The sequence below is a fragment of the Roseateles depolymerans genome, assembly GCF_003387155.1.
GTDB lineage: Bacteria > Pseudomonadota > Gammaproteobacteria > Burkholderiales > Burkholderiaceae_C > Roseateles > Roseateles depolymerans.
The window spans coordinates 306,031-317,502 of record NZ_QUMT01000002.1; the positions used below are offsets into that span (position 1 = coordinate 306,031).

Here is an 11,472-nt window from a genome sequence, read left to right on the forward strand (position 1 = left end):
GCGTTCCTCTGGCCCGAAGATGGAGGCAGCAATGGATGGAATGCTGGGGAGGTCCCAGGACTTCGATTGGTGGTCGGTCTACCGCGGGCCTGAGCGCCGGCGTGGGCACGACAAATGGTGGCGCAGCGCGCTGGACGCGATCGATCTGGGCGTCTGCCTGGTCGGACTGGGCGGGCGGCTGGTCTATGCGAATTGCACGGCGCGGGAGCAGCTCGGGCCCGAGGCGCCGGTGCAGGTGGTTGACGGGTTGCTGGCGGCCACCGAGCGCAATGATCAGCAGCGTCTGGAGCAGGCGCTGCTGGATGCGCAGCAGCGCAGCCTGCGACATCTCATCTGCCTGGGACGTGGTCCGCATCGGTTGTCGCTGTCGGTGCTGCCGATGGTGGATGGCCAGCAGACGCATGCGCTGCTGGTGCTGGGTAAACGCAACCTCTGCGGGGAACTGCCGATGCTGGCGTTTGCCCGCGAACATCAGCTGACGGCGGCGGAGCAGGGCGTGCTGCAGGCCCTGTGCGAAGGGCTGCAGCCGCAGGAAATCGCGTTGCGCCACGGGGTGGCGATCTCCACGGTGCGGACCCAGATTGCCAGCGTTCGGGCCAAGACCGCCACCGAAAGCATCCGGGAATTGGTGGCGATGGTGGCGCAGTTGCCGCCGCTGCAGGGCGTGTTGCGGGCCATCGAATACCGGTGAGCCGGTCGGCGCGGCGGGACGGCGGCGCCCCTCATGCAGGAGCATCGCCGCGCCGCTCGCCCTGGCTTGCCTGTGCCCCTCAGGCTGGCATCGTCCCCGCCACGGTCACGCCCGGCGAGGCTCGAGTGTCTTGCTGTAGAGCGACGCCCCGGTCAGGTCCTTGAGGGTGACGGTGAGCGCGCGGGTGCGGGCGTCGATGTCGACCTGGCCAAAGAACTGCAGTCCGTCGGACGGCGGTGAGTTGGCTTCCTTGGGCGCCTTTTCGTACATCACCTGCATGCCGAAGGTCGCATCCGCCTTGTTGGGGCCGAAGCCCCCGGCGTGCAGCGGTCCGGAGACGAATTCCCAGAAGGGCAGGAAGTCGTTGAACTGGGCACGGGCGGGTTCGAAGTAATGGGCGGCGGTGTAATGCACGTCGGCGGTCAACCAGACCACGTTGTGCAGGCCCAGCTGCTTGATGCCGCGCAGCAGGCGGGCGATCTCGATCTCGCGGCCACGCGGCGCGCCGTTGTCACCGTTGGCGATGGCTTCCCACTTGTCGCGGCCCGACGCATCCTTGCCGTCGCCCACTTGCAGGCCGATGGGCATGTCCGCGGCGATCACTTTCCACACCGATTTTGAGCGACGCAGGCCGTCCAGCAGCCAGTCGACCTGGGTGCGGCCGAGGAAGGCGCTGGTGGCGTTTTCTTCAGTCTCGAGGTTGGCGCCGTTGGGGCCGCGGTAGCTGCGCATGTCCAGCACGAACACATCCAGCAGCGGGCCTTGCGGGAGGTGGCGGTAGACCCGTTCCACTTCCTCATCGCCGAAGCGGCGCATGGGGGCGTATTCCATGAAGGCCCGGGTGCCGCGGGCGACCAGCAGCGGGACGTTCTTCTCCTTGTAGCGAGCGTCGGCGGAGACGTCCTTGCTGTCCGAGTAGTTGTTGCTGATCTCATGGTCGTCCCACTGCCAGATCTGCGGGACCTCGGCGGACATGTGGCGGATATGCTCGTCCATGAGGTTGTAGCGGTAGCGGCCGCGGTATTCGTCCAGGGTTTCGGCGACCTTGCTCACCTCTTCGGTGACGAGGTTCTTCCAGATGTCGCCATTGGCCAGTTTGATCTCGGCCGGGATGGGGCTGTCGGCGTAGATGGTGTCGCCGCTGTGCAGGAAAAAATCGGGGCTGAGGCGGCGGATCTGCTCATAGATGCCGATGCCGCCCCACGCCGGGTTGATGCCCCAGCCCTGGCCCATGGTGTCGCCGCTCCAGCAGAAGCGGACGTTGCGCAGCGGTGATCGGCCGGCGGCGCCGGGCAGGCGCAGGTGGCCCTGCAGGGGCTCGGACATGACGCGCTCGTTGTGCAGGTCCTGGAGCATGACGCGGTAGAAAATCTCCTGGCCCGGGGGGAGCTGGCGCAGGTCGATGCGGCCGGTAAAGTCGGTGTCGGGCAGGAGGTGGGGGCCGCGGACGCGCTGGGTATTGGCAAAGCTGGCGGTGGTGGACCATTCCAGCCACATGCGGGAGGGGCGGTCGCCGCGGGTCCAGACCACGGCCGCATCGGCCAGGGGGTCGCCGCTTTGCACGCCGGAAGGCATTTGCGGGCGCATGCCGTCGCGGGTGATGAGCGCGGGTGCCTGGGCTCGCGCCGCATGAGGCGCAAGCAAGGTGGCGCCACCGAGCAGGGCGCTGGCATTGAGGAAGCGGCGGCGGTCCATGAGAGTGACTCCCGAGGTGGCAAAAACCGGGATGCTGGCCGGGCGGCGTGACAGGTCCATGACGCGACACGGCCTCGGGGCGAAGGAGCGACCGGCCCTAAGATTGCAGCCATGCTGTCGATTGAACAACTGCTGGCGTTTCTCGCCGCCGCCCTGCTGGTGACCGCGTCGCCAGGTCCCGACAACCTGATGGTGCTGAGCATGGGCCTGTCCAAAGGACGTCGGCATGGCATGGCCTTCGGGCTAGGCTGTGCGTTGGGGTGTCTGAGCCACACGGTTTTGGCGGTGGTGGGAGTGAGCGCGTTGATCGCGGCCTCGCCCGTAGCCTTCACCGCGCTGAAAGTCTGCGGGGGCGCTTATCTGGTGTGGATGGGCGTGCGAGCTCTGCGGAGCTCCGGGTCCCTGCGGTTGGATCAGGCGCCCGTGGAGGAGTCGCTGGGGCGGCTGTTCTTCAAAGGGGTGTTTGCCAACGCCATCAATCCAAAGGTGGTGCTGTTCTTCCTGTCCTTCCTGCCGCAGTTCGTGGTGACAGGCCGAGGGGATGAAAGCCTGCAGTTGGCGCAGCTAGGGCTGGTCTTCACCGCGCAGGCCGCGTTGCTGTTCGGGCTGCTAGGCTATTTCTCAGGGGCCATCGGGCGGTGGATTCATCGCCAACCCCGCGTGGGGCTCTGGCTCGATCGCTTGGCGGGGGCCGTCTTTGTCGGGCTCGGGGTGAAGCTGGTGGTCGGGCGGTGAGGGGCGTGGTCTTTGCGCTTGAACTTGGAATGTGACGGGGGAGGCTGCGCGCTCGACACGGGATGTGACGGGGGAGGCTGCGCGCTCAACACGGGATTTGACGGGCCGGGCACCTTTTGCTCCATGTCCCTCCTGTCCCGCTTCGCGGGCCATTCCTTCCTTGACTTCCGCAAAAGGCACCCGGCCCGTCACATCCCTGCACCGAGGACGTCGTCAGTCACTGCACCGAGGGCGTCGTCGGTCACTGCACCGAGGACTTCGTTTGTGACTGCACCGAGGACGTCGTCGATCACTGCACCGAGGACTTTGTCCAAGGTGCAGCGGTGACTATGCGTGCAGGCGAGGGCGGCGCTTGAGCGTCAGCAGCGACCCCAGCGCAATCAGCGTGAACAGCAGGCCGCTCCAGATCTCGTAGGGCTGGCCCAGCAAGGTGTAGGCCGAAGCCTCACTGCACGACGCCGTCACCATGAAGACGCTGGGCCAACGCGCTTCCAGGTCCAGCGCAGTGAGCACCTTGTCCGCAAAGGTCATGTCGCAGCTGGCAAGCTTCGATGCGACTTCGTGCTGGTAGCCCGCAGCCACCAGGCCGGCGACGCCGAGCGCCGCCACCAGCAGCAAGGCGACGATTCGCGCTGCCTTGACACGGTGCAGACACCAGCCCAGGACGCTGACCACGGCAATCATGATGAAGATGCCGCGCTGCATCACACACCAAGGACAGGGCTTGATGTCGAACTGATACTGGGCCACGAGCGCGGCCGCCAGAGCAGCCAGCGAAACAACCGCCGCGGTGGCCAGCATCCGCGGCGGGGTCAGCAGGAAGCGCATCAGGCGCGGACCTCGGCAATCAGTTCAATCTCGACGCAGGCACCGGTCGGGATCTGGGCCACGCCAAAGGCGCTGCGAGCATGGGCGCCAACCTCCGGACCAAAGACTTCCACGAAAAGCTCGGAAGCACCGTTGGTCACCAGGTGATGCTCGGTGAAGTCGGGCGTGCTGTTGACCAGGCTCATGAGCTTGACGATGCGAGTCACCTTGCTCAGGTCGCCCACCGCCGCCTGCAGCGTGCCCATCAGGTCAATGGCAATGGCGCGCGCCGCAGCCTTGCCCGTGGCCGTGTCCGTGTCCTTGCCCAGTTGCCCCACCCAGGTCTTTCCATCCTTCTTGGCAATGTGGCCCGACAGGAACACCAGGTTCCCCGTGCGCACAAAGGGCACGTAGGCGGCAGCCGGCACCGCCACGGGCGGCAAGGTGATGCCCAGTTGTTGCAGGCGCTCTTGAACAGTGGAAGGGGCGGCAGAGGTCATGGGAAACAGGAAAAGGTTGCTGAATCCAGCGAATCCTACACCCCACGACACAACGCCGCTGGAGAGGAACAGACGTCCCGGACGCGACGGACGCGACGGACGCGACGGACGCCGCGCCGGCTTCGGGCCGCCTGCTCCATGCAGCCAACCACTTGGCGGGCATAGGCAAGGCCTGCCCCAGGAAAGGCGGTGCAGGCCGCTCGGCGTTGCAAGACGTAGATCAGGGCACGGCGCTTGCCAATTCCTCAGCATGCAACTGCTCGAAGTCCCTGTTCCCGTGCTGAACGCGTCGGTTGATGCCGACACGCTTCCGCTGCGACGCCTCGGCGACGGCCTGCGCCTGAGCCAGGGCCAGAGCCCTGGCGCGCGGCTGCGCCAGTTGATCGACGCCGGACTGGATGATCTGCCCCGTCCCGGCCAGGGCAGCACACTGGTGCGCTGGCGGATGCTGGGTCTGGTGGCCTCGGACGATCTGGCGCTCGCCAAGTTGTATGAATCCCATACCGATGCGCGGGCCATCCTGAGCGAACTGGAATCGGTCGGTGCGACGCGCGGGCCGCGAGTGGCCGCGGCGCCGGTGCTGACCGAGGTGGTGCCGGCCGCGGATCTGCAGTCGCCATCGATGCAGTCGGGCGTGGCCGCTCAAGGGGGCGGGCCCGCGCCCGTGCCGCCGGCCTATGCGGTGTGGGCGGCGGAAGCGCCGGATGCGCGGGTCGAGGCAGCGCGTGCCGCCGACGGCCGCGTGGTGCTGACCGGTCGCAAGGCCTGGTGCTCCGGTGCAAGCGACGTGCAGCGGGCCCTGCTGACCGTGTGGATGTCCGATGGCAGCGGACCCTGGCTGGCTGACGTGGACCTGCGCCAGCAGGGCGTGCATCGGGATGACTCGGCCTGGGCCGCCGTCGGCATGGCCGCGACCGGGACCGCAAGCGTCACCTTTGATCAGGTGCCCGCGCGGCTGCTCGGGCGTGAAGGCGCCTATCTGCACCGACCGGGCTTCTGGCAAGGCGGCGCAGGCATCGCCGCCTGCTGGCACGGCGCCCTGGAAGCCCTGGCCGAAGCGCTGCGGCTGGCCACCAGCCTGCGCCAGGGCGAAGCCTGGCATCTCCAATTGGCCATGGGTCAGGTGGACGCGCTGCTCAGTGCCAACGCCGCTCTGCTGCGCGAGGCCGCCGCCTGGATCGACCGCCATCCCAGCGCCGAAGCGCGGGCCTGGACCCTGCGCGTGCGGACCGCCACCGACGAGACCGCCCAACTGGTGATCCGGGCAGTCACCCAGGCGCTCGGCCCTGGCCCCTTCTGTCGGCATGCCCATCTGGCGCGGCTGATGGCCGATCTGCCAGTGTTTCTCCGCCAGAGCCATGGCGATCGGGATCTGGCCGCGCTCGGTGCGCTGTCGGTCCTGGTGGATGAGGCAGAGCCCTCGGGTGCGCAGCCATGGCGCTTGTAAACGGAGCGGCTCCCGCCACCCCCTTTGCAACGACTGTGCTGCCGACCCTGCCGGTGACGGACGTCGGCGACCGAAAGATCGAAGGCGCCGGGACTTCTGAGGCGGCGTGGTGGGCCGATTCCACGCTGCTGGCCCTCCCGTCCTTGAACATGGATGACCTGCTGTCGTCAACAGCACGCCTGGTGGTCGTGGCGCCGCATCCGGACGATGAAGTGCTAGGCTGTGGTGGGCTGCTTTCGATCGCGGCGCAGAACGCAGCAGCGAGGGCTTTGGCGACTGCGCGTGACTCGACGTCTTTCAGCGCAACGGCGTCTCCCAGCGCAACGGCGTCTCCCAGCGTATCGGCGACTGCCAGCGCATCGGCGACTGCCAGCGCATCGGCGACTGCGAGCGCACCCCGCTCGTCCCACCGAGCGACGTCGTTCAGCAGCGTCAGCGCGTCTCGTTTCTGGGGCACCGCCGACACCATGGGTGGCCCCGCCGATGTCCCCGAGACGGATCGGCAGCCGCTGCTCATCGGCGTCACCGACGGTGAAGGCAGCCATCCCGACTCCACCCGCTGGACTCCCATGGAGCTGGTCCGTCAGCGGGCCTGCGAACGGGCTCGCGGCCTGACCGCACTGGGCAGCGGCGTGTCGCTGCGGCTGCTCCGCTTGCCGGATGGTCAGGTGGCCCAGCGTGAAGCGGAACTGGTGCAGAAGCTCTCGTCGCTGCTGCGGCCCGACGACCTCGTGGTCACCACCTGGCGCCTGGACGGGCATCCCGACCATGAAGCCTGCGGGCGCGCCTGCGCGGTGCTGGCGCAGCGCATGGGTTTCCGTTTGCTGGAGATGCCGGTGTGGATGTGGCATTGGGCGTCGCCCGGCGACCCCCGGGTGCCCTGGCATCGGCTGATGCAACTGCCCCTTCCTGAGGCGGTGCGTCAGCGCAAGCAGGCCGCCTTGCAGGCCCACCGCAGCCAGATCGAGCCGGACGATGAACGTCCCTCCGTGCTGCCGCCCACCGCCACGGAGCGCGTGCTGCGCCCGTCGGAATTTTTCTTTCGAGAGGACACCGCGTGACCTTCGCTTCTTCTGCGACCGCGGTCGCCTCGTCCCTGGCGGGTAGCCCTTGTGGCGTTCCCCTCATCCACCACATGGACCAGCTGTTCCAGCGTCCCGACCCCTGGAACTACCGCACCAGTCCCTACGAAATCCGCAAGCGCGCCGTCACTCTGGCCTGCCTGCCGCAACGTCGTTATGCCAGTGCCTTCGAGCCCGGCTGCGCCAACGGCGTGCTCAGCGAGCAATTGCTGGCCCGCTGCGATCAGTTGCTCTGTGCCGATGCAAGCGCTGCGGCGTTGGGCCGCGCCGCTGAGCAGGTGGGCGCTCGACCGGGGCTGACCTGGCGCCAGATGACAGTCCCGGATGAATGGCCCACCGAACGCTTCGACCTGATCGTGCTGAGCGAGCTGCTCTACTACCTGGACACGCCGGCCTGCCATGCGGTCGCCCAGCGGTGTCTCCGCAGCCTTCGCCCCGGCGGCACCTTGCTGGCCTGTCACTGGCGACAGTCGGCGGACGATTTCCTCTCCACCGGCGAGATTTCCCATGGCGTGCTTCAGGACGTGTTCGAGGCCTCCGGCGACATGAGCCACGTGCGCATGCATCGCGAGAAGGATTTCCTGATCGACGTCTGGATCCAGGGGCGGTCGCCCCAAGTGGAGCGCGGCGCCGGCGGTGGCGCGGATTTCTGCGCAGACAACGGAGGCCGATCATGATGGGCGTGGTGGTGCCGGCCCACAACGAGGAAGCGTTGATCGGCCAGTGCCTGCAAGCACTGCGCAGGGCGGCACAGCATCCCGACCTGGGCGGTGAACCGGTGCAGGTGCTCGTGGTGCTCGATGCCTGCACGGACCGCACCGGCGAGGTAGCGGCCGTCCTTGGCATCGAGACGCTGGACGTGCAGCATCGCAATGTGGGCAGGACCCGCGCTGCCGGGGCCATTGCGCTGATCGAGCGCGGGGTGAGCTGGCTGTGTTTCACCGACGCCGACACAGCCGTTGCGCCATGCTGGCTGGCGCAGCAGGCCGCGTGGTCGCGCGGGAAGCGGGCGGATGCGGTCTGCGGCGTTGTGACGGTGGAGGACTGGCAAGGCTTCAGCCGGCGCGAGCGTGAGCATTACGAGTCGCTCTACGACGACCGCGAGGGCCATGGCCATGTACACGGCGCCAGCCTGGGCATTTCTGCGGAAGCCTATCTGCGCACCGGCGGATTCGCACCGCTGGCCTGCCATGAGGATGCGGACCTGGTCCAGCGGCTCAAGGCCATGGGCGGCACCATCGCCCGGACCAATACGGTGAGGGTGTCCACCAGCGCGCGCCGCACGGGCCGGGTCGTCGGCGGCTTTGCCAGTTATCTCAATGGACTCGGGGCAGCCGCCCTCGGCGCACTGAGTGTTGGGGCGGATCGGCAGGTGCTGTGATGGACTGGCTGGACGCGGTCCAATGGCCAGCCATGGTGGTCACCCTGGTCGCGGGCTGGCTGGTGGCGGCCAAGAGTCCTGGCAAGCGGCTCTGGGGCTTCTGGGCCTTTGTGCTGAGCAACCTGCTGTGGGTTGTGTGGGGATGGCACACCCAGGCCTATGCCCTCATCGCGCTGCAGGTCGGTTTGTTCTTGATGAACCTTCGGGGGATTCGGAAGAACGACGAGGAACAGTCCCAGTAAGCTGCTGGAAGTCCAGCGCATTGGCCGTGGCTGCGCCGGACGCGGTGTTGTCGAAGATGACCCATTGCTGGGCGTCGTTATGCCAGCGTAGCAATTCATCCGCACGCGATTGCAACCACGCTGGGTCGTAGGCTGACCAGTACATGCGAGGCGCTCCATGCCATCGCCGGTACAACACCGCGCCCGCACCGTCTGCCTGTGGGCCCAGCCATCCGCCGGGCAGCGCGGCATCCGGATGGTGCGCGGGGTCCACCGCCACCCGGCCGATGCGGGCAGCGTGCAGTTGCTGGTCCGCCTCTGGCGCGAACCAACTGGCGTGGCGAGGTTCGCAGACGGCCGGCACATCGGTCAGTTTCGAGAGCAGCCGGAAGAACGCGGCAGCGGTGCGGCGGTCCCACGACAGGGACGGCGGCAGCTGGATCAGCAGCACTTTCAGCCGTTCGCCCAACTGCGCGACTCCCTCCAGGAAGGGGACCAGCAGGTCCTCGCTGGGCGCCAGTGCGGCTTCATGGGTGATGGCCTTGGGCATCTTCACCGAGAACTGAAAATCTGGCGAGGTTTCAGCGGCCCATCGCGCGTAGGTCTGCGGCTGGTGGGGGCGGTAGAAGGAGCTGTTGACCTCCACACCGGTGAGCGTGCGTGAGTAGCGCTGCAGGTGGCTGCCTTCGCCCGGGAAATCGGCGGATTCAGCGCTGGGGATGCTCCAGCCGGCAGTGCCGATGACGAGGGGAGGGGGCATGGGCGACTCGAGCGTTTGCGGCTGGCTTGCTGCCTGTCAATGACACAGCAATTCCAATTCCCGGCGCGTTGCCTTGATTGCTTCCTTGATCACAGGAGCCGCGAAGACTGCGACGTCTCGTGCAGCAGTGGCGCAATTGCAAGAACGCATCGCTCAGTCGGCCTCCGCCTTGCGTGGGTCGGCGTCGTGATTGCTTCCAGGGTTTTTACTACCGCCCAACAGCGAGGTGATTTGCACTGAGTAAAGGAGTCGGCCGTCTCCCCCGCCAAGTTGCTCCCTTTGTGTTTATTTAAATATGGACCCTCAGATATTTGTTAATTCTATTGTGTATGTTTTCTTCATGGTTCGATTCGCAAGTCATTTTGTATCAAAAACGGGTTGGTGGAAACTTCTGATATTTCTTTTGGTTGTTATTGGGAGTAATTTTGCAATGATGATTGACAGATTTGATTATTCAGTCGCGTTGCATAAGTCAATCATGATCGCGTTAGGATTTCTTGTGGGTGTCGTAGTCATGGCTTGCGCGAAAAGAAATAAGCTGGCCAAACGATAGTTGGAATTGAATCTCGGTGTTGGATGTTTTTACAGAATGCCGCATGAGCCATACGGCAGCAAGACTTGCAGCCAGCGTCGCAGGTTGAGGGCGGTGGAGCAGGCGATGGACGCGATGGAGTTGAACCATTGGCAGGGTGGCGTGGCAAGCCTGATGACAAGGTTTCTGCGTCGTTGCTCGGCCTGCTAGCTAGCTGGGTAGGTATTTCTCGTTGACACGTTCAACCGTGAGGTTCGAAACAGGCCAGGTGGTCAGTTCTCTCACCACCGAATCTCGGAGTGATTCGAGTTGGGGGCTGTCTTCAATCTTGTCGCTCAGGAGGAACCTGGGCCGGCGGGAAGTGAGATGCAGCTGGAAGGTCAATCCATCATCGTCCGTCGCGATGTCCACGGCGAGCTGGACCGGCCCGTCTACAGACCAGATGAACCAGCCCCAGTCTTCCTGGTTGGACTGGAGGTGGTTGCCGTAGCGCATCCGCAGCGCTGGCAGCAGGCGATCCAGCACCACGTCCCCACCCTTGCAGCAGTCGTTGATGTACTCGTCGGGCCTCGACAGTTCCACTTGCTTGATGAACGTCAATGCGTACGGCATTCGGGCCTCATGGCGGGTGGTGATTCAAGCGGCAGCGACTTCATGCGGTGGCGGTGGAAATGGAGATGGCGAGATGCCAGAGAAGCATATCTGCCTCCCGCGCAATGGATGAGTGCTACCGACCGCAAAGAGTGAGCGAAAGCCCGATGCGGAAAGCGCCGCGCAGCAGTACGGGCTGAAGACGGGCCGCAAGCTCAGCGACTACAACATGGAAGCGCAGGGCAATATCCTGGCCGACTACTTCGTGCTCACGCACCTCAACGAGCATGGAGAATCCGCCTAGCCTCACCACATCAAGGACATCGCCCTGTATGAAGAGGTACTCTGCGATTTCTTCGAGAACCCTGCCGACCGTGCCAATCTTCCGCAACAGCGCGCTCGTCGCTTCCATCGCACTCCTGGCTGCCGTGCCAGGCTGGGCGATGTCCGGCATGGGGACTGCGGAGGTCACGCTGCTGGAAGACGGCCGGGCGTGTTTTGCGGTGCCGGCCAAGAACGCCAAACGGGACCCCGCTGCCCGTATCCAGGCGATGTCCGTGGTGGATGACGCCGATCAGTCGGGCCGCAAGATGTGGGCGCCGCGGCTGTGGGAGATGCAAGGGGGAGGTCTCCCCGTCTCGTCCCTCTCGTGCATTGCCTATGGACAGACGCTGGAAGGCGTCCCTGCATCGCCTGCCCTCGAGTTGGCAGAGAACCGGGCTTATTACGTCAGCCTGAACGTCAGGCCGTCTGACCGCTCCGATCCCACGCGGGGCTACTACGCGAAGTTCTGCGTGCTGGGCCGCGGTGCAGAACGCCGGATCAAGCTGATTGCGGAGAATTCTCCGGGCTGGGATAGCGGCAGCTGCCAATGACCGGCCCGTCACTTGGGCGGTGCAGGGAAACGGGCTTTGCCCCTCACCACTGCACGTCGCCCTGTTGACCTTGGCGCCGATGTCGAGTGCCAACGCCATGCCGGCTTTTGTCCCACTCCGGTTCGCCTGCGAATGAATGTTGCGAGGCCGACTAA

The 11,472-nt window shown here is 65.7% G+C and carries 14 protein-coding genes; 9 read left to right on the forward strand and 5 right to left on the reverse strand.

Annotated features, from left to right (window positions below; all coding sequences use genetic code 11):
- The first annotated feature begins 31 nt into the window (after positions 1 to 31).
- Complete coding sequence (locus DES44_RS09345) at positions 32 to 691, forward strand: helix-turn-helix transcriptional regulator (protein WP_147307031.1); 660 nt, start codon at positions 32 to 34, stop codon at positions 689 to 691.
- A 105-nt stretch (positions 692 to 796) separates the two neighbouring features.
- Here the strand turns inward: DES44_RS09345 and DES44_RS09350 are convergent, their stop codons facing one another.
- Positions 797 to 2,386: an alkaline phosphatase D family protein gene (locus tag DES44_RS09350; RefSeq protein WP_058934707.1), complete on the reverse strand. Its 1,590-nt coding sequence runs from the start codon at positions 2,384 to 2,386 to the stop codon at positions 797 to 799.
- 111 nt (positions 2,387 to 2,497) lie between these two features.
- Here DES44_RS09350 and DES44_RS09355 point away from each other — a divergent pair, with 111 nt between their 5' ends.
- On the forward strand, positions 2,498 to 3,121 hold the full coding sequence (locus tag DES44_RS09355) for a LysE family translocator (RefSeq protein WP_058934708.1): 624 nt from the start codon (positions 2,498 to 2,500) through the stop codon (positions 3,119 to 3,121).
- 327 nt (positions 3,122 to 3,448) lie between these two features.
- On the opposite strand, the gene DES44_RS09360 is transcribed toward DES44_RS09355, so the two are convergent.
- The gene (locus tag DES44_RS09360) at positions 3,449 to 3,949 is read right to left on the reverse strand and encodes a disulfide bond formation protein B (RefSeq protein WP_058934709.1); all 501 of its coding nucleotides are present in this window, start codon (positions 3,947 to 3,949) and stop codon (positions 3,449 to 3,451) included.
- Positions 3,949 to 4,428 (reverse strand): RidA family protein, encoded by a 480-nt coding sequence (locus DES44_RS09365; protein WP_058934710.1) that lies wholly within the window; start codon positions 4,426 to 4,428, stop codon positions 3,949 to 3,951. The genes DES44_RS09360 and DES44_RS09365 overlap by 1 nt, the downstream gene beginning before the upstream one ends.
- A 250-nt stretch (positions 4,429 to 4,678) precedes the next feature.
- Here DES44_RS09365 and DES44_RS09370 point away from each other — a divergent pair, with 250 nt between their 5' ends.
- The 5 genes from DES44_RS09370 (at position 4,679) to DES44_RS09390 (ending at position 8,580) form a co-directional block, all read left to right on the forward strand.
- Positions 4,679 to 5,875, forward strand: a complete 1,197-nt coding sequence (locus tag DES44_RS09370; RefSeq protein ID WP_116001461.1) for an acyl-CoA dehydrogenase family protein — start codon at positions 4,679 to 4,681, stop codon at positions 5,873 to 5,875.
- Positions 5,863 to 6,936: a PIG-L deacetylase family protein gene (locus tag DES44_RS09375; protein ID WP_083525500.1), complete on the forward strand. Its 1,074-nt coding sequence runs from the start codon at positions 5,863 to 5,865 to the stop codon at positions 6,934 to 6,936. The genes DES44_RS09370 and DES44_RS09375 overlap by 13 nt, the downstream gene beginning before the upstream one ends.
- A gap of 74 nt (positions 6,937 to 7,010) precedes the next feature.
- The gene (locus DES44_RS09380; RefSeq protein ID WP_058934713.1) at positions 7,011 to 7,634 is read left to right on the forward strand and encodes an SAM-dependent methyltransferase; all 624 of its coding nucleotides are present in this window, start codon (positions 7,011 to 7,013) and stop codon (positions 7,632 to 7,634) included.
- Positions 7,631 to 8,338, forward strand: coding sequence for a glycosyltransferase family 2 protein (locus DES44_RS09385; RefSeq protein WP_058934714.1), 708 nt, complete (start codon positions 7,631 to 7,633; stop codon positions 8,336 to 8,338). The genes DES44_RS09380 and DES44_RS09385 overlap by 4 nt, the downstream gene beginning before the upstream one ends.
- Complete coding sequence (locus DES44_RS09390) at positions 8,338 to 8,580, forward strand: hypothetical protein (RefSeq protein ID WP_058934715.1); 243 nt, start codon at positions 8,338 to 8,340, stop codon at positions 8,578 to 8,580. The genes DES44_RS09385 and DES44_RS09390 overlap by 1 nt, the downstream gene beginning before the upstream one ends.
- Here the strand turns inward: DES44_RS09390 and DES44_RS09395 are convergent.
- Both DES44_RS09395 and DES44_RS09400 read right to left on the reverse strand, forming a co-directional pair.
- Positions 8,504 to 9,319 (reverse strand): DUF72 domain-containing protein, encoded by an 816-nt coding sequence (locus tag DES44_RS09395; RefSeq protein ID WP_083525501.1) that lies wholly within the window; start codon positions 9,317 to 9,319, stop codon positions 8,504 to 8,506. The genes DES44_RS09390 and DES44_RS09395 overlap by 77 nt on opposite strands.
- 742 nt (positions 9,320 to 10,061) lie before the next feature.
- Complete coding sequence (locus DES44_RS09400; RefSeq protein ID WP_058934717.1) at positions 10,062 to 10,463, reverse strand: hypothetical protein; 402 nt, start codon at positions 10,461 to 10,463, stop codon at positions 10,062 to 10,064.
- A 112-nt stretch (positions 10,464 to 10,575) separates the two neighbouring features.
- Between DES44_RS09400 and DES44_RS25010 the strand changes: the two genes are divergently transcribed.
- Both DES44_RS25010 and DES44_RS09410 read left to right on the forward strand, forming a co-directional pair.
- Complete coding sequence (locus DES44_RS25010; RefSeq protein ID WP_157592941.1) at positions 10,576 to 10,746, forward strand: hypothetical protein; 171 nt, start codon at positions 10,576 to 10,578, stop codon at positions 10,744 to 10,746.
- 70 nt (positions 10,747 to 10,816) lie between these two features.
- Positions 10,817 to 11,317: a hypothetical protein gene (locus tag DES44_RS09410; RefSeq protein WP_157592942.1), complete on the forward strand. Its 501-nt coding sequence runs from the start codon at positions 10,817 to 10,819 to the stop codon at positions 11,315 to 11,317.
- Positions 11,318 to 11,472 lie beyond the last annotated feature (155 nt).